General features: G+C 38.6%; 17 protein-coding genes. 9 read left to right on the plus strand and 8 right to left on the minus strand.

The annotated features are described in order from the left end of the window. Window positions 1-122: 122 nt before the first annotated feature. Window positions 123-1,370, minus strand: a complete 1,248-nt coding sequence (gene hutI, locus M9892_10375; protein ID MCO5254756.1) for an imidazolonepropionase — start codon at window positions 1,368-1,370, stop codon at window positions 123-125. A 30-nt stretch (window positions 1,371-1,400) separates the two neighbouring features. Here hutI and M9892_10380 point away from each other — a divergent pair, with 30 nt between their 5' ends. The 5 genes from M9892_10380 (at window position 1,401) to M9892_10400 (ending at window position 5,812) form a co-directional block, all read left to right on the plus strand. Further along, a complete protein-coding gene (locus tag M9892_10380) occupies window positions 1,401-1,895 on the plus strand; it encodes a gamma carbonic anhydrase family protein (GenBank protein MCO5254757.1) in 495 nt (164 codons plus the stop codon). A gap of 9 nt (window positions 1,896-1,904) precedes the next feature. Further along, complete coding sequence (gene arsC / locus M9892_10385; protein ID MCO5254758.1) at window positions 1,905-2,249, plus strand: arsenate reductase (glutaredoxin); 345 nt, start codon at window positions 1,905-1,907, stop codon at window positions 2,247-2,249. A gap of 64 nt (window positions 2,250-2,313) precedes the next feature. Further along, window positions 2,314-3,036, plus strand: a complete 723-nt coding sequence (locus M9892_10390) for a (Fe-S)-binding protein (protein ID MCO5254759.1) — start codon at window positions 2,314-2,316, stop codon at window positions 3,034-3,036. Continuing rightward, complete coding sequence (locus M9892_10395) at window positions 3,008-4,123, plus strand: Ldh family oxidoreductase (protein ID MCO5254760.1); 1,116 nt, start codon at window positions 3,008-3,010, stop codon at window positions 4,121-4,123. The genes M9892_10390 and M9892_10395 overlap by 29 nt, the downstream gene beginning before the upstream one ends. 3 nt (window positions 4,124-4,126) lie before the next feature. Next, window positions 4,127-5,812, plus strand: coding sequence for a hypothetical protein (locus tag M9892_10400; protein MCO5254761.1), 1,686 nt, complete (start codon window positions 4,127-4,129; stop codon window positions 5,810-5,812). 45 nt (window positions 5,813-5,857) lie between these two features. Here M9892_10400 and M9892_10405 read toward each other — a convergent pair whose 3' ends face one another. The 6 genes from M9892_10405 to M9892_10430 all read right to left on the minus strand — a co-directional run bounded on the left by M9892_10405 (window position 5,858) and on the right by M9892_10430 (window position 14,062). Further along, entirely contained in the window at window positions 5,858-9,541 is a 3,684-nt protein-coding gene (locus tag M9892_10405) for a phosphoribosylformylglycinamidine synthase (GenBank protein ID MCO5254762.1), read from the minus strand. A gap of 116 nt (window positions 9,542-9,657) precedes the next feature. Then, on the minus strand, window positions 9,658-10,272 hold the full coding sequence (locus tag M9892_10410) for an L-threonylcarbamoyladenylate synthase (protein MCO5254763.1): 615 nt from the start codon (window positions 10,270-10,272) through the stop codon (window positions 9,658-9,660). 13 nt (window positions 10,273-10,285) lie between these two features. Continuing rightward, window positions 10,286-11,266, minus strand: coding sequence for a DUF3078 domain-containing protein (locus M9892_10415; GenBank protein MCO5254764.1), 981 nt, complete (start codon window positions 11,264-11,266; stop codon window positions 10,286-10,288). Between the two features lie 39 nt (window positions 11,267-11,305). Beyond that, a complete protein-coding gene (gene mscL, locus M9892_10420) occupies window positions 11,306-11,689 on the minus strand; it encodes a large-conductance mechanosensitive channel protein MscL (protein MCO5254765.1) in 384 nt (127 codons plus the stop codon). Between the two features lie 8 nt (window positions 11,690-11,697). Further along, window positions 11,698-12,912 (minus strand): ADP-forming succinate--CoA ligase subunit beta, encoded by a 1,215-nt coding sequence (gene sucC, locus M9892_10425; protein ID MCO5254766.1) that lies wholly within the window; start codon window positions 12,910-12,912, stop codon window positions 11,698-11,700. A gap of 67 nt (window positions 12,913-12,979) precedes the next feature. Then, on the minus strand, window positions 12,980-14,062 hold the full coding sequence (locus M9892_10430; GenBank protein ID MCO5254767.1) for a branched-chain amino acid aminotransferase: 1,083 nt from the start codon (window positions 14,060-14,062) through the stop codon (window positions 12,980-12,982). Between the two features lie 39 nt (window positions 14,063-14,101). Between M9892_10430 and M9892_10435 the strand changes: the two genes are divergently transcribed. Genes M9892_10435 through M9892_10445 form a run of 3 tightly spaced genes read left to right on the plus strand, consistent with a single transcriptional unit; the run spans window position 14,102 to window position 16,409 of the window. Beyond that, the gene (locus M9892_10435) at window positions 14,102-14,599 is read left to right on the plus strand and encodes a hypothetical protein (GenBank protein ID MCO5254768.1); all 498 of its coding nucleotides are present in this window, start codon (window positions 14,102-14,104) and stop codon (window positions 14,597-14,599) included. Next, on the plus strand, window positions 14,596-15,174 hold the full coding sequence (gene rdgB / locus M9892_10440; protein MCO5254769.1) for an RdgB/HAM1 family non-canonical purine NTP pyrophosphatase: 579 nt from the start codon (window positions 14,596-14,598) through the stop codon (window positions 15,172-15,174). The genes M9892_10435 and rdgB overlap by 4 nt, the downstream gene beginning before the upstream one ends. Window positions 15,175-15,209: 35 nt before the next feature. After that, window positions 15,210-16,409 (plus strand): S-adenosylmethionine:tRNA ribosyltransferase-isomerase, encoded by a 1,200-nt coding sequence (locus M9892_10445; GenBank protein ID MCO5254770.1) that lies wholly within the window; start codon window positions 15,210-15,212, stop codon window positions 16,407-16,409. Between the two features lie 13 nt (window positions 16,410-16,422). Here M9892_10445 and M9892_10450 read toward each other — a convergent pair whose 3' ends face one another. Next, entirely contained in the window at window positions 16,423-17,688 is a 1,266-nt protein-coding gene (locus M9892_10450) for an ABC transporter permease (GenBank protein ID MCO5254771.1), read from the minus strand. On the opposite strand from M9892_10450, the gene lipB reads away from it, so the two are divergent. Beyond that, window positions 17,687-18,349 carry a lipoyl(octanoyl) transferase LipB gene (lipB, locus tag M9892_10455; GenBank protein MCO5254772.1) on the plus strand — a complete coding sequence of 221 codons (663 nt, stop codon included), beginning with the start codon at window positions 17,687-17,689 and terminating at the stop codon, window positions 18,347-18,349. The two genes, M9892_10450 and lipB, sit on opposite strands and share 2 nt — an antisense overlap.

The raw sequence follows: 18,349 nt of genomic DNA on the forward strand, positions 1-18,349 counted from the left end.
TCAAAAGACTGTAATCATCCAACTCCTGTCATCCTTCGATACACTCGTCCCAAGCGCACACCATCGCTGCGAGCACTCAGGTTGACAATGTGCGACAACCGTACTAAATAGACTAATTTTCTTTATTGAGGCTCGAAAAAGAATCCCCGCAACATCACCCTTTCTGGTTTTAGTCCAGCAAAATGATAGGGAGCCAAAGCCAAAGTAGTCTTGGGTTTGAAAAATAGCAGCGAAGCTTCTTTACCTACGGTAATACTGCCCAATTCATGCTGCAATTCGAGTGCGGCTGCCGCATTCAACGTGAGTGCATTAAATGCCTCTTCCGGCAATAATTTCATTTTAATACAAGCTAAAGACCAGACGAACAATAAATTTCCCGAAGGACATGAACCGGGATTGAAGTCAGAAGCCAACACTAAGGGCAATCCTGCAGTTATAAGTTCGCGAGCCGGTGTGTATTTCATATTGAGATAGAATGAACAACCGGGCAAAGCCACAGGCATTGTCTGTGAGTTCATTAATATATCAATCTCTGCTTGACCTATATTTTCCAAGTGATCCACAGAAATAGCACCACATTTCACACCGGATTGAACTCCTCCTGAAACACTTAATTGGTTTGCGTGAATTTTGGCTTTCAGACCATATTGAGCAGCATGTGTAAGAATATCTTCAGTTTCTTCGGTAGTAAAAAAACCGGTTTCGCAAAAGACATCAATATAATCAACAAGCCCTTGTGAAATCGTCTGTGGAATCATTTCATTCTTGATTTTGTTAATATAGGCGGAGCGATTTTGTTTGTATTCGGGAGGGATAGCATGTGCACCCAGCAATGTTCGTTTTACAAAAAATCTATTGAAAGACTTGATTTTGGTAGCTACTTCGAGGATTTTAACTTCGCTTTCTGTTGTAAGTCCATAACCGCTTTTGAGCTCGAATGCAATCGTGCCGGTGCTGATACAATTATAGATACGTTGCATGGAGGATGCAAGCAGAGTTTCTTTATCCATATTTTGCATGGCTCGAGCGGAGTTGAGAATGCCGCCACCTGCTGCTGCAATCTCCTCATAACTTTTACCCTCAATCTTCATCTTGAATTCTTCCTCGCGTGTTTTAGGAAAAATAATATGTGTATGCGAATCAACCAGTCCTGGCATCACAGTTTGCCCGGCAGCATCAATGATTTCGTCAAAGGTGGATTCATCCGGCATAGTATTGTTGGAACCAAAATCGGAGATTTTGTCTTTTTCTATACTTAGCCAGGCATCTTCGATACTATTTACGAATTTCATTTCTACACCGGACAATCGTTCTTTTTCGATAGGCTGTATGCCGTATAAAATGCCAATATTTTTAATCAAAGATTTCATCTTAATTTTGCTCGCATGATTACGGTGCAAATGTTACAAAATACAATTAAAAAAGGTAAAGAAGTTTTTATAGCCGATAATGCGAGAGTTATAGGACGTGTTGAACTCGGTGACGAAGTGTCAGTTTGGTTTGGGGCAGTTTTGCGCGGAGATATTGATGAAATTAAGATTGGCAACAGAACGAACCTTCAAGATAATGTTGTGATTCACGTGGACAAAAATTCACCCTGTATAATTGGAGATGAATGTATTATTGGTCATGGTGCTATTGTACATGGAGCAAAACTCGCCAACAATGTATTGGTGGGGATGCATGCCACCGTCTTAAACGATGTTGAGATTGGCGAGTATTCAATTATCGGAGCAGGGGCTGTTGTTTCGCAAGGAGTTAAAATACCTCCTTTTTCTTTGGTTTTGGGTGTTCCGGGAAAGGTGGTCAAAACCTACGATGAATCTATCAAAGCCCGTATCAGACAGAATGCACAGAATTATATCGACCTTTCTAAAATCTATTTACAATTATAAATATTCAAAATGAAATACGTCATTTATCACAACCCGAGATGTTCAAAAAGTAGAGAATCGCTTTGTTACTTACAAGAACAAGGAGCCGAAATAGAAGTCAAAGAATACATGAAAGACGCACCGAGTGCGCAAGAATTGGCAACATTGCTGAAATTGTTGAAGATACCGGCAATAGACTTGATACGGAAAAATGAAAATGTTTTTAAAACAAAATTTGCTGATAAAAACTATACAGACGAGCAATGGATTAAAGTCATGGCAGAAAATCCTATACTTATTGAAAGACCCATTGTAATCAAAGGAAAACAGGCAGTAATCGGTCGCCCTATACAGAAAGTGATAGATTTGGGATAAATCGGTATTCTTTGGGTTTTCAATGCGGTATAAATTCATTTAGTTTGCACTATCATTCAGCGCTATGGCAGAGTTATCTCTTGTAATCCCTTGTATTTTGAACCATTTGTATCCTCAAACGGCAGAAAAAAGTGTTAAAATATTTCAGAAATTGGGGTATTCAATAAACATTGCTGAAAATCAAGGTTGTTGCGGATACCCTTATTTGGTGAACGGGGAAAAGGGTGCCGTAAAGGAATTAGCTCAAAAAATGTTGTTTGATTTTCAGACAGGGAAACGAGACCACAAAATTGCATCTTTATCGCCTCAATGTCATTATACAATCAGCCGTTCTTATCCTTATTTGTTTCACAACTCCGTAATGCATAATTTGAGTCAAAAAGTATTGTCAGATGTATTGGATATATTTTCTATTCTGGCTGAGTTACAAATAGTGATTACGCCACCTGAAAGGCAATTATTGGTAATAGATAATCTTTCCGATTTGTCGCTCATTAATACTATCACGGGGTATAATTCAAAAGATACAAATTGGATTACTCAAGATTCAGGCTATGGATGTTCCGGAGTGGGAAGTGGTATGAATAAGTTTAATACTAAAGCTGCTCGTTTGTCTGTATTGGACTATTGTAAGTTTGCGAATGAGAACAATGTGAATACCATAACTTTTACGGATGAATTTTCACTCTCTTTTGCGGATTCAGTAATTGAGCAAGATAAATTATCATTGAAAACGCAGCACATATTTGATGTACTCTATGAGCAACTCTTTACCACAAACGATTAATCACATTGCACTTGCCGAATTCGTTACGCAAGTTTTTATTCAATATGGATTTTCTCCAAATCATGCCCAACAAGCGGCTCATGTACTTTGTAAAGCAGACCTGAGAGGAATTGATTCTCATGGGGTTGCAAGGCTTATTGGATATTTGCGATTGATTGAGGCGGGTAGGTTAAACCCGAATCCTAATTTCAAATGGCTGACTGACAGACCTTCTGCCGCAACGCTTGATGCAGATGCTGGTATTGGATTGATTTCTGCTAGGATTGCTATGCAAAAAGCAATAGAGAAAGCCAAGATTACAGGTGTTGCTTTTGTAGGAGTCTCGAATTCTAATCACTTCGGAATAGCAGGAGCACACAGCGAATTAGCTGTTGAACATGGCATGATTGGTTGGTCAATGACCAACGCTAGTCCACTCGTAGCTCCAGATGGTAGCATGCAGAGAATATTTGGAACCAACCCAATTTCTGTGGCAGTGCCCAATCCCTTGTCTGAGAATGGTCAACCGTTTATTTTAGATATGGCGACCAGTGCCGCTGCCAATGGCAAACTCGAAATTGCCAGTAGAGAAGGACATCCTATTCCTGAAGGTTGGGCAAAAGATAAAAATGGTAAGCCTTCGCATAACCCTAATATTCTCAAAGAAGGAGGAGCACTTGTTCCCTTGGGAAGTGATGATGAGCATAGTGTCCATAAAGGGTATGGCTTGGGGGCATTGGTGGACATTTTGACGGGCGTACTTACAGGAGCTAACTTTAGCACATTTGTACCTCCCTTTGTAGCATTTTTGAATGTAGTGGACAACCTGCCGGGCAAAGGAATAGGGCACTTTGTGGGTGCAATGGACATTGGTGCATTTATTGAGCCGATACAGTTTTATGAAAGAATGAAACTTTGGTCGGATCAAATAAAAAATGCCACAACTATTCAAGGACACCCTGCTCTGATGGTGCATGGAGAACCGGAGTTCATGAATGAAAAGGAACGTTTAGTAAATGGAATTAACCTGAATCCGCTTGTAGGCAAGGAAATGAAAGAATTAGCCCACAAACTCAATATGGAAACCGATTTATTTAATCATTTTTGAACCGTGAAATCAAACCTGCTTTTCATATTCACGCTTTTGATTGTATCCGGTCTTAATGCGCAAGATAATATAATTCCTGCCGGACACCGAATGATGTCAATGGCAGACCGATACGAAATCCTAAGTGGAAAGTTTGTCAAAGGAACACAAATGACCGGTGGGTTTGTGCAACGCAAACATATTCTGGAACTCATCAGCAATGATTCAGGGCTTTCTTTACAGGATATTTTTAATCGTGATAAATACCTAAACAAAGATCTGCAATTAGGCAGAAATACCGAATTTCCCAACTTTAACCGAAGTCCTTTTTATCGAAATATCTTTGCTTCTCCGGCATATTTTATGGATTATTATGACTCTGCAAAAAATTACAGAATAACGCTCAATCCGGTTCTTGCCATAGGAGTGGGGAAGGATTTGGTTAATACCTCGAAAACTTCGTATAGAAATACAAGAGGCGTTGAAATCAAAGGGTTTATTGGTAAAAAACAAAACTTTGGATTTTATTCTATTGCTACAGAAAACCAGACTGCTTTGCCTGATTTTGTGAACTACTATACAGATAGTTTCGGGTACCTTCCTAACCAAACTTTTTGGAAAAAATTTAAGAAGACCGGTTATGATTATTTTCAAGCAAGAGGCTATGTATGGTGGGATATTAATTCATTTGTAACACTGCGCTTCGGGCAGGACAAAGTGTTTTGGGGCAATGGAATCAGATCTATGGTATTGGGTGATTTTTCACCTGCTAATCTATTTTTTCAAATCAATACGAATCTTGGTATTTTTAACTATCAAAACTATTATGGACAATTTACGGATTTTTCTACACTTACGGGAGCTACATTGCTCAAACGCAAGTTTGGAACTTTTCATAGATTGGGTGTAAACATCAGTAAAAATGTAAATATTGGTGTTTTTGAAGCGGTGATTTTCGATCGTCAAGATTCAACGCAAAGTGATCGGTATGACCTTGCCTATCTTAATCCACTTATTTTTTATCGCGCCATTGAACAACAACTTGGCAGTCGCGATAATGCGGTGCTTGGGCTTGATTGGAAGTGGAACTTTCTTAAGAGATTTCAATTTTACGGTCAGTTTGTTTTAGATGAATTTGTCCTAAAGGAAATCAAAGCTCAGAGCGGTTGGTGGGCAAATAAATTTTCTTTTCAAACCGGAGCCAAATATGTCAATATGTTCGGTGTTAGCAATCTGGATTTTCAAGCTGAGTTCAATGTAGTAAGACCTTATACATATAGCCATTTTCGCAGTGGCGGAAATTGGGCGAATTTTGGACAACCATTGGCACACCCGCTCGGAGCTAATTTTAAAGAAATAATTGTGAAGTTGTCTGCACAACCTCTCAATAGACTGTATGTGGATTTTACTTTTCTTGAATACATCAAAGGGGAAGACTTTTCTGTTAACGGGGTAAATTATGGCGGCAACATTCTCAGGGATTATTCCAAGAGAGTAGGAGATTATGGAAACAAAATTGGACAAGGAAAAGCAGTTGGAGCGGGTATTTTGGATTTGAATATTGCCTATATGCTTTGGCACAATTTCTTTGTAGAAAGTCGAATTTATTACAAGTTATATGACTTTAATGATCGATACCCAAATACCAAATGGTTCAATGTAGGTATTCGATGGAATATTGACTCCGAGCAAAGATTGATGTATTATTAAACGTAAAATGCTTAAATAGGAATAAGTCTATTTTAAAGGATATTACTACAAATAATAATCTACCCCATTCTTGAAGATGTTGTGATAGCTTGCATCAGGTATGTTTTTGAACAAACCATCAGCAAAACGTTCTGCATGTCCCATACGACCGTATATTTTGCCGGATTCGCTGGTAACACCCTCAATCCCAAAGAGAGAATTGTTTGGATTATATGGCATTCCATGCGCAATATTGCCGGCTGAATCCACATATTGAGTTGCAATTTGTCCTTTGCGATAAAGCTTTTCCAACACTTCTTTGTTGGCTACAAATCTACCTTCGCCATGGCTGATGGGAACGGTATAAATGCTTCCTTTCATTCCTTTGAGCCAAGGACTGTGGTCATTAATTACCTTAACGTTTACCATTTGTGAGATATGTCTGCCTATGGCATTATGTGCTAAAGTAGGAGATTGGGCATCGAGGTCGCGAATTTCTCCAAAAGGCAATAAACCGGATTTAACCAATGCCTGAAAACCGTTGCAAATACCAAGAATCATCCCGTCTCTGGAAAGAAGTTTGTGTACTGCTTCTTTCATCTTTGCATTTTTCAGAACATTTACAATAAATTTAGCAGAGCCGTCCGGTTCATCTCCGGCTGAAAAACCTCCGCTAAAAACCAAAATCTGTGAGTTGTTTATTTCTTTCACCCAGGCATCAATACTTTCGTTCAATAACTGCTGATTAATGTTTACCAAAGGAAGAGAGCTTATAATTCCACCTTCTTTTCGGAATACATTGGCAGTTTCATATTCACAGTTGGTACCTGGGAAAACCGGTACAAAAACTCTGGGTTTAATATTATGTTTGAGAATATTGATTGTGGAAGGTTCAGTATTGTTCAGGGTTGCAGGGAATTCTACCACCTCTTTTTTGCGTTCTAGGGTGGGAAATAACTCTTCAAATGTGTGAGTGTATGCTGATAACAGCTCAGCAATTTCGCATTGAACGTGATTGATAGACAGCGTTGCTTTGTTGTTTACAACCCCAATCTTAGCGAATAATGGGTGCAAAATCGGTTCTGTAGTTTCAATAATCATGCTGCCAATGCTTGTTGCCAAAGCATGTTCTGCAAATTGTACTTCACATCCTAAAGCATTTCCAAAACTCATTTGAGCCAATGCAACTGCTATTCCGCCTTGTTTAATGGTTTTGGCAGAAACAATTTTTCTACTGCCTATTTCGCGGTAGATAAAATCAAAAGCTTCCTTGAGTGCATTGTAGTCGGGCAGGCTGTTAGATTGTGCTTTGTGGCTAAATAAATATATATGATTACCTGATTTTTTGAACTCTGGTGAAATTACATTCTTTTTCAAACCGGGTGCACAAGCAAATGAAATTAAGGTAGGAGGGACATTGAGTTCGCCAAAAGTACCACTCATACTGTCTTTGCCGCCAATGGCTGCGAGTTCAAAATTCATTTGTGCATTATATGCACCCAGCAAGGATGCAAAAGGTTTACCCCATTTTGAGGGATTGTTGCCGAGTTTTTCAAAATATTCTTGAAAACTTAGTCTAATATCTTGGTATCTGCCTCCCATTGCCACAATCTTAGCCACGCTTTCGACTACTGCATGAGCAGCCCCCGTCATGGAGTTTGTACTGCTGAGATCTGCATCAAACCCCCAGCTTGCTAAGGAAACGGTTTCAATATTTGTGGCATTTAAGACGGGTAAAGTGTGAACACTGCCTTCCATTTCCGTAATTTGATTTCTACCGCCCAGCGGCATTACAACGGTTGTACCGCCTACTGTGCTGTCAAACATTTCAATCAACCCTTTCTTGCTACCTATATTTTTTTCCTCAAGATATTTGAGTAAGTTTTCTTTGTTAAATTCTGTATTGTCAGCAGTAACAGGCAATAAATGATTTACGATAATGTTTTGGGTTTTGGCACATCCGTTTGTATTCAGAAATTCTCTGCTGAGATCGACTATCATATTGCCTTTCCAAAACATCTGCATCCTCCCGCTGTCGGTTACTTTGGCAACCGCCACTGCTACAATATTTTCTTTGTTACACTCAGATATGAATTTGTCTTGGTCGCATGCAGAAATGACTACTGCCATACGTTCTTGACTTTCGGAAATAGCGAGTTCTGTTCCATTTAACCCTTCATATTTCAGTGGCAATACATCTAAATTAATTTCAAGGCTATCTGCAATTTCTCCAATCGCAACTGAGACACCTCCTGCTCCGAAATCGTTTGATTTCTTAATCATCAAACTCACTTTGGGATTTCTGAATAGTCGCTGAATTTTACGTTCTTCAACTGCATTGCCCTTTTGAACTTCAGTACTCAAAGTGTGAATACTGTTTTCGTCTTGTTCTTTGCTTGAGCCTGTGGCACCGCCAACTCCGTCTCGACCTGTGGCTCCTCCTAAGACGATAATAATATCTCCGGTCTGTGGATGTTCGCTTTTGATTTGGCTGACGGGTGCTGCACCTACGACAAAACCTACTTCCATTCTTTTGGCTTTGTAGCCTTCATGGTAAATTTCACTTACTTGTGACGTAGCTAATCCGAACTGGTTCCCGTAACTACTGTAGCCGTTTGCAGCTTGTTTGCTAATAGTGCGTTGAGGCAGTTTGCCACGCATTGTTTTTTCGATGGGTTCCAAAACATTGCCTGCCCCGGTCAATCGCATTGCCTGATATACATAAGAACGTCCACTGAGCGGGTCGCGAATGGCTCCGCCCAAGCAGGTGCTGGCACCACCAAAAGGTTCTATTTCTGTTGGGTGATTATGTGTTTCATTTTTGAATAACAGATGCCAAGGCTCTTTTTTGCCGTCATATTCTACATCAATGCGGATAGTGCATGCGTTGATTTCATCGGAAATTACAAGGTTGTCTAATTTGCCGGTTTTGTTAAAGTATTTTGCACATATAGTAGCTAAATCCATCAACGAGATTGGTTTGTGCTCTCTGTCTAACTGTTTTCTTTTGGATAAATAATCATTGAAAATGCTTTCCAAAGTATTTTTGAATTCACCTTCAAAAGCAATATCTGTAAGCTCTGTATTGAACGTAGTGTGACGACAATGGTCGCTCCAATAAGTGTCCAATACTTTAAGTTCAGTTTCGGTTGGATTTCTGTTCTCAGTACGAAAATATTGTTGAATATATTCAAGGTCGTCAAAACCAAATGCAAAGCCGTTTTCATTATAAAATGTTTTAAGTAGATCGGTATCCCATTGAATGAAACCGTTGTAAGTAATGACTTGAGCAGGGAGTGAAGATTCTGGGTATTGAATTAAATTCAGATTTTTTTCTCTGCTTTCAACTTTGTTGATTAAAAGAGCCTTCACTTGAATCAACTCACCGCTTGTAATTCCTTCAATATCAATCAGTTTTCCGCTTCGTACTTTGGCATTGGCAGCATTAGTGAGCAAGGCAATGCTTTGTTCTGCGCTATCTGCACGCTGGTCGTATTGGCCTGGGAGAAATTCATAAGCAATAAAATGTTTTTTTGCAGGATTATCTTCGTGTGCAATATCTACAACCGGGTCAACAAAAACAGCATTTTTCGCTTTGATAAAAGAGGCTTCATCTAAATTAAAGACATCATATATATTATATACTTTCGCATTGATTGCATTAGGTGCAACCTGCCTTATTTCGTTTAATACTTTAGAACTTTCAACATCGAAAAGTTCTCTTTTACCTACATAAATTCGTTTGTTCATTACTTAAAATAAGAATCGCGAAATTAGCCAAAAAGGGCGAAAGAAATTGAGAATTAAAAGAGGGTTTAGGTCGATTTTGTGTGTAATTGAATTTATAATTGCGTAGATGCAAAGTCTTATACCAACTCACCTTTGGCTTGTCTGATGATGATGGGCACGTCCTCGGTCAGGTCAATCACGGTTGAAGGAATATTGCCTCCGCTGCCTGATGCAATCATAAAATCCACTTTGTCGCTGAAATTTGATTCTATTTCTGTTGGGTCTGTTTGATAATCCAGTATTTCGTCTTCTGAGTGCACAGAAGTGGATACCAACGGATAACCCAGTGTTTCCGTCAGTTTGATTGTGATTTTGTTGTCAGGAATTCTAATACCTAAGGTTTTCCTATTGTTTAGAAATAATTTAGGAATGTTAGAGTTGGCTTTCAAAATAAATGTAAAAGGACCCGGCAAATTTCTTTTAAGAATTTTATAAACTGAAGTGGAGAATGATTGGGTATATTCTGATATATTTTTGAGGTCGGGAAAAATAACAGAGAGATTAGCCTTTTCAGGCTTTTTGCCTATGAGTTTGCAAATACGCTCAATGCCCCTTTTGTTGTTCAGCCCGCACACAATTGCATAAATAGTGTCAGTAGGAACAATGCCTATCTCTCCGTTTTCAAGTCTTTTTGAAACTTCTTCTATTATCCTGTTGTCAGGATTCCATTCAAAAGTTTCAAAATATTCCATGATGAGTAAATAATTATAGTCTATCTCCAAACATATAGGAAAAGCCGATTCCTAATACGTGTTTGAACTGTATTCTTGGATTTACCATGGGTGTCTCTGGTGTAACATCAATGTCATCATCATAAATGAGATGGGTGAAAATTGATGCAGTGATGTATTTGTTCACTTTCATATTAATGGTCGTTTCCCAGTTTACGTCAGTTTTGTTTAACGTTTTGTAGTTTGTGAATAAATCAATTCTGCTTTTAAGATTCACATTTGTCATCACATCTCTATTGAACATTGCACTCAAATACCATCCTAACTCTGTTCTGAATTTCTGACCTGTACCTGCGATTATGTTGCCTAGTGCATCCGTTTCTGCTTTTTTAACCCCAAATGAACCAAGGTCTGCAAGTCTTTGCTCATTGACAATGGTAAATTTGCCTGTAACCGGAGAAAGATAGAATGACAAATAGCTTGTAGGTTTGTAGTCAAATCCTACTGAAAGCATTCCAAACGCAGGAGCAAGGAAATTGGATATATGTTGTCCTCTTGTTCCTGACGCAGGGTCAAAGGCTGAATAGCCTTGAAAGAACTGAGATTTGAATTCCAATAAGGCAGTATAATTCAACTTTGGTGTGATTTTGCGCCCGTATTTTGAAAGGATTGATAATTTATCCTCATTTTTATAAAATTTATTGAGAGTGCCATCAGGGTATTTGGCGGCACCATTTCGAATGGTTCCCCATGACGCATCAAAGTAGTTCTCCCAAGTCATTTTGTTGGTTTTATAGATAGCAAAACTGTTGCCTATGAGCGTAAATGCAACGGAACTTTGTCCTCCTGCTGCCCAGTTTTTTAAGCCTACATTAGTGAAATTGCTATTGATGAACCCGCCTGTAAGCCAGCCTTTATTTTCTGTTGTGAAATCTTTTTTTGTATCCACAAATTTTTTGACATCGGTGCTTTGTGAAAATGAGTTGTTTGTGAATATCAATAAAAAAGCTGCCATAGTTGCAGCTTTTGAAATAAGTCTAAAATTCATTTTGTGTTACTTGTTTTTTAATAAATCGCGTATTTCAGTTAATAATACTTCTTCGTTAGATGGGGCAGGAGGGGCAGAAGGTGCAGCCTCTTCTTTCTTTTTGAGTGAGTTAACCCCTTTAATCATCATAAATAGCACAAAAGCAATGATGACAAAATTAATTACATTGGAAAGAAAGCTTCCATACTTCACATTTCCGAAAATTGTCAATTCTGCAATGTTTTTCAGGTTGGCTGCTTCCAATGCAGGGTTTAGGAGAAGTGGTGTGATAATGTCGTCAACCATAGAGGTAATAATTTTGCCAAAGGCACCTCCGATAATAACAGCTACTGCTAAGTCCACGACATTGCCTCTGATGGCAAATGATTTAAATTCTTTAATGATTCCCATATTTGTATTTAGTTATTAATAAGTTTTTTCACTAATTCGGCTGCTTCTTTCAACTGAATTGCCGAGTACACCTTCAAACCTGAATTGTCAATGATGTTTTTGGCTTCTTCTGCGTTGGTACCTTGTAATCTAACAATGATAGGAACATTGACATTACCAAGATTTTTATAAGCCTCTACTACGCCATTCGCAACTCTGTCACAACGTACGATTCCCCCAAAAATATTGATAAGAATAGCTTTCACATTTGGGTCTTTAAGTATGATTTTAAATCCGGCTTCTACGGTTTCTGCATTAGCCGTTCCGCCCACATCAAGAAAGTTAGCAGGTTCTCCTCCGGAAAGTTTGATGATGTCCATAGTCGCCATCGCCAGACCGGCACCGTTTACCATACAGCCTACGTTTCCGTCTAATTTAACGTAGTTGAGATTGTATTTTTTTGCCTCAACCTCTGTTGGGTCTTCTTCGGATTCGTCTCTCAATGCTTCTAAGTCGGTATGTCTGTACAAAGCATTTTCATCAAGATTTACTTTGGCATCCACAGCAATAATTCTGTCATCTGATGTTTTTAATACCGGATTAATTTCAAACATGGATGAATCTGTTGCATCATAAGCTTTATATAGGGCGGTTACAAACTTAACCATCTCTTTTGCGGCTTTGTCTTGCAAGTTGAGGTTATATGCAATTTTTCTGGCTTGAAATGGTTGAAGCCCAACTGCAGGGTCGATTATTTCCTTTTGAATTTTCTCAGGACTATTTTCAGCTACTTCTTCTATATCCATTCCGCCTTCTGTGGTATAAACAATCACGTTTTTGCCGGTCTGACGGTCGAGCAACACACTCATATAGAATTCTTTAGGGTCGCTTGGTCCGGGATAAAATACATCTTGAGCAACCAATACTTTATTAACTTTTTTGCCTGCTGCTCCTGTTTGCTTGGTAACCAATACATTTCCAAGAAGGTTGTGTGCAATTGTTTTTACATCATCTAATGATTTTGCTAATGCAACACCTCTTTGTTCTGAGCCAACAATTTTACCTTTTCCTCTTCCTCCCGCATGGATTTGGGCTTTGACTACAAGCCATCCGCTTCCTGTTTCTTGTTGAACTTGTTTTCCTGCTTCGACTGCTTGTTCGGGGCTGTCGGCAACAACACCCTCTTGAATGGAAACTCCATAACTTTTAAGGATTTGTTTTGCCTGATATTCGTGAATATTCATGTAATTTTAATAATAAAAAATGTTGTTTTTTGGGTGGCGCAAATATAGAAAATTTGTAACCTGTATTTTATGAAATTTTAAGGGTCTGATTGGGCTTAACAATTTGAACCCAGCCATATTTGTCAGGGATTTGCATGGTTCTGATTTTGTTCAACTCAGTTTTTACTTTTTCTGCTACAAGCTCTTTACTCATGTCTAATTTGTAAATCTCATTGTCTATACCGACTAATTGAATATTAGCAACAGATACGGCTGTCCCGGTAACAAACATTTCGTCCAAAGTGCCTTCTTTATGCCAGTTGATTAAATCGTCTATAGAAATTCTACCTTCAACAACTTCATAACCCATGTCTTTGAGCAGACGAATGACAGAATCTCTGGTAATACCGGCTAAAATACTATCCGAAAGGGCAGGGGTGTAAATAGTTTTACCTTTTCTAAGAAAAACATTAGAAGTGCCTGTCTCTTCTAAATATTTGAGTTCAACCGCATCTATCCATAGATTTTGGTCAAAACCTTTGTCTTTGGCCACTTTTGCAGGATAAAGCGATGCAGCATAGTTGCCTGCACATTTGGCTGTACCCACACCGCCTCTTACAGAACGAACATGGTATTTGTCTATATAAACTTTGACAGGATGCGCATAATAACTTCCGGCAGGACAGCCATATATCATAAATTTATAGGTTTCGGAAACTTTGATACCCAATGTCCAATCGGTGGCAAACATGAATGGTCGGATATATAATGAAGCACCTTCGGCTGAAGATATCCATGCGCGATCTAAATCTACCAATGCATGCACACATTGAATAAATAATTCTTCGGGTAACTCGGGCATCGCCATTCTGTGAGCAGATTTGTTGAATCGTTTGGCGTTTTGTTCTGCTCTAAATACGGCTACCTCTCCGGTTTGGCTTTTGAATGCTTTTAATCCTTCAAAAATAGATTGTCCGTAATGTAGGGCTGATAGTCCCGGAGGGATAGAAATATCACCAAAAGGAACTATTTCAGGGTTGCCCCATTTGCCGTCTTTGTAATCACACACGACCATGTGGTCGGTGAATAATTTTCCAAACTCAATTTTGTCAGGATTAAATTGATTTATTCTTGATTGTTTGGTTTTGTTGATGCTAATTTGAAAACTCATTATGGCGCGAATGTAAGTCCATTTTAAAAACCTCGCAAATTGAACTCACAAAATATAGATAAAAACGCAGTAGAATCATTTACATCCTTTATGGGAGATGAATTCTTCTTAATTCAAGATATTGTACATTACGGTACTATTCCTTCCGAAGGCGGTAATAAATACAAGTACTTGAATATTTTTGACTTCCCCGAAGATAAGGTTATACCGGATGCTTTTCGAGATAGTTTTGTTGAACTACATACAATTATTAGTAAAGGCGGACATACAATGGATATGGAGGGGATGTGTCTTATTAACCTGCACCAAGTGCAAGGAATTCGCCTACAAAATATTATTGAAAAGCTTTCGCCAAAATATATCACATTCTGGGGTTCAGATCCACAAAAACTCGGCTTGTATATTCAACCTATGAAGGGTATGGTTTGGAACGGAATTAAAATATTGCGACTGGAAAATCTTGAAGAAACCTTCGCAGACCCCGGACTGAAAAACAAAACCGAACAATTCTTAAAATATCTATTTGGAATTCAATGAGCTTGATTTTTGCAACAGGCAATGCGCATAAGTTGGAAGAAGCATCTACCATCTTGAATTTGGATATTATTCCTGCATCAAAGGATTTATTAAAAAGTACTCCGCCCGAAAGTGGTTCTACGTTTGAAGAAAATGCTCTTATCAAAGCAAAATATATTTTTGAGATGACGGGAGTGCCTTGTTTTGCTGAAGATAGCGGGCTCTGTGTGACAGCATTGAATGGTGCACCGGGTATCTTTTCTGCGCGATTTGCAGGCGAAAATGCAAACGATCAACTAAACAATCTGTTGTTGTTGAAGAAACTTGCCGGACAACATGACCGTCAAGCATTTTTCTGTGCAACCATTTGTTATATGGACACCCAAGGATATCATTTTTTTGAAGGAAGTGTAAATGGTCAAATTGCGCATGAACTTTATGGAAATTCCGGTTTTGGCTACGACCCGCTCTTTATTCCTCTTGGTTATACTCAAACATTTGCCGAACTCGGCTTGGAAATAAAAAACTGTATCAGTCATAGAAAAAGAGCTTTGCTAAAACTGAAAGAATTTTTGGATAAAAAAAATCATTCATAATGTCACATTCCCATTTATCATAGTTTTGCAGCGGTTTGACTAATCCACTTTTATCTCTGAAACCTCAGTCGCTTTCTGAATTTGATTATGAACTTCCCGATAGTCGTATTGCCAAATTTCCATTGAGTAAACGCGATTCATCGAAATTATTGTTTTATAATAAAGGAGAGATTTTACATTCTTCTTTTGCCGACATTGTCAATGTGATACCTTCACACGCAGCCTTGCTTTTTAATAAATCCAAGGTGGTGCCTGCTCGCTTAGAATTTTTAAAAGAATCCGGCACAAGAATAGAAGTTTTCTTACTTGAACCTTATGAATCCGAATATAGCAGTACGTTTAGTAGCAAGGGAGAGGTGCAATTTAAAACCCTTGTAGGAAATAAGAAGCGTTGGAAAGAAGGTCAAGTCTTGACAAATAATGCAGGAAAGTTTGTGTTAAATGCAAATTGGATTAATAGAGAAGGGAATATTGTAAATCTGTCATGGAATAATGAATATTCATTTTCAGAAGTTTTAGACAGTATAGGTAAATTACCCCTACCTCCTTATTTGAACCGAGACCCGATAAAATCAGATTATACAACATATCAAACGGTATTTGCCGAAGAAGTAGGTGCAGTGGCTGCACCCACAGCAGCTTTGCATTTTGAAAAACGCGAGTTGAATTTGCTGCAACAAAAAGGAATATCAACACATAAAATGACCTTACATGTTTCTGCCGGTACTTTTTTACCCGTTACTGTTGAAAATGTGTTAGAACATCCGATGCACAACGAAATCTTTTATTATGACAAACAGGATGTGCATTATTTATTTGAAACTGACTTTCTTATTCCTGTGGGTACAACTTCTCTTAGAATGGCAGAAAGTCTTTATTGGATGGGACTTGCACTATTGCACAATAAGGATGTGTCTTTTAGCTTAGATAAGTTATTTCCCTATCAGTCGCAATTTGAATGTGTGGACAAGAATGAAGTTAAAAATGCACTGCTAAGTTATTTGGACTCTCATCCAAACCAACGAATCAAAGCATCTACACGTCTGATGATTATTCCGGGGTACAAACCGCAACTGTGCAAGGGTTTGATTACTAATTTTCATCAACCTTGTTCTACTCTGGTCATGTTGGTGGCTTCCTTGATTGGTAATGATTGGCATAAAGTTTACCAAAGTGCTTTAGAGAATGATTATCGGTTTTTAAGTTATGGCGACAGTAGTTTGCTGATTTGGTAATACTGTAAAACTCTTATTCATATCTAAGTGCGTCAATCGGATTAAGTTTGGCAGCTTTGCGTGCGGGGTAAATTCCTGCTACCAGCCCAACTAAAATACAAATAGTCAAAGCTACAAGTATCCATCCCCAAGGTACAATGAACCCTGTTGACATCATCATTCCCACAATATTTCCTATTCCAATTCCCAAGATAATTCCTACTACACCTCCGATGATGCAAATGACGATAGCTTCTGTGAGGAATTGAGCCAAAATTTCTTTGGGGCGAGCACCAATTGCTATACGAGTACCAATTTCACGGGTTCGTTCAGACACAGAAACCAACATGATGTTCATGAGTCCTATGGCAGCCCCCACCAATGTAATAAATGAAATAATAGTGGCAGATAGAGTCAAAGCTTTTAGGTTTTGCAAAAGACTTTCGGTGGCTGAATTGCTTTTAGAAACTTCAAAGTTATCCGCTTCTTCGGGATGGAGCTTTCTAATTTGTCGTAGTGTGATTTTGGCTTCATCCATAGCAAAATCTATTAATTCTCCTTTGGTTACCCCAACCAGTATTACAAAATTGGTTGCATTACTCAAATAGAGCGAGCGTGCACGATTGATTGGAATATACATAACCCGGTCTTCACCGCCAAATCCCATACTGCCACCCTTTTTTTCAAGTACGCCAATGACCTTGTATTTGACCCCATTATAACTAATGTTGCTATCTATTGCATTTGCGTTTGGAAAAAGCCCTGCGGCAATATCAAATCCTATGATTGCAACCGGGCTGCCCGCTTCTGCTTCAAAGGGAGAAATGTTTCTGCCTTTGTATATGTCAGAAGCTGAAAGCCTTAGATAACCTTCGTCTATTGCCAATATTCGATTGTTGGGGTTGGTTTGTGCAAAATTAGATTTGAGAATACCTTGCATATCAATAAAGGCTGAAACAGCAATGGTAGCGGGGAAGTTGTATTCTTCTTTAAACTCTTGTGTTTGTTCATATTTAATGGTTTCATATTGGGTTACTTTATGAGCGCCCATAATTGCCATCTTTCCGCTTCTGTCTCTTATGCTGAAAGTGTTTGCGCCCATGCGAGAAAAGTTTTTGTTGATTGCTACTTCCAATCCTTCAATAGCAGTCAACATTCCTACAAGAGCCGTAATTCCAATGGCAATGATAGCAACCGTAATAATGGTTCTTAATAAAGTTCCTTTAATAGAGTTGACAGCAATTTTTATGTTTTCGCCTAAGCTCAATCTGAGTTCAAAAGTAGTGTAAATTTGCCTCATGAATGTTTTTGAATTTGAGGACTGGAGTATCATAGAATATGGAAAAGCACGTCAGAAGCAACTGGAAAGATTTCAGAAAAACTTAGCAGACAAAATAGCAGGAAAGCCCATGAGGTCTTGTTTGATTTTTTGTGAACATGAACCTGTCATTACCTTTGGCAAAAGCGCCAACAAAGACAATATGCTTTTTAATGTTGAATGGCTCACAAAACAAGGAGTTTCAGTGTATGATACCGAAAGAGGGGGAGATGTTACTTTCCATGGACCTGAACAATTAGTGGCATATCCCCATTTTGATATTGAAACTATGGGCAAAGGAGTCAGAGATTATATTGACTCAATCGAAGAAGTAATCATTCAAACCATTGCGCACTATGGCATTCAAGGCGAACGTACCAAGGGTTACACCGGAGTCTGGCTTGATGTGGGAACATCCAAAGAAAGAAAAATTGCCGCCATAGGAGTCAAATGCAGTCGGGGTGTAACCATGCATGGATTAGCACTCAATGTCAATACAGACTTACACTTTTTCAATTACATTATTCCATGTGGAATAGAAGGGAAAGGGGTAACTTCAATTGAAAAAGAAGTGTCTCGTAAAATACCAATGGATGAAGTCAAGGCAATTATGCGGCAGAAATTTGAAGAAGTTTTTGCTTAG

The organism is Bacteroidota bacterium (assembly GCA_023957335.1).
Taxonomy (GTDB): Bacteria; Bacteroidota; Bacteroidia; order NS11-12g; family UBA955; genus JALOAG01.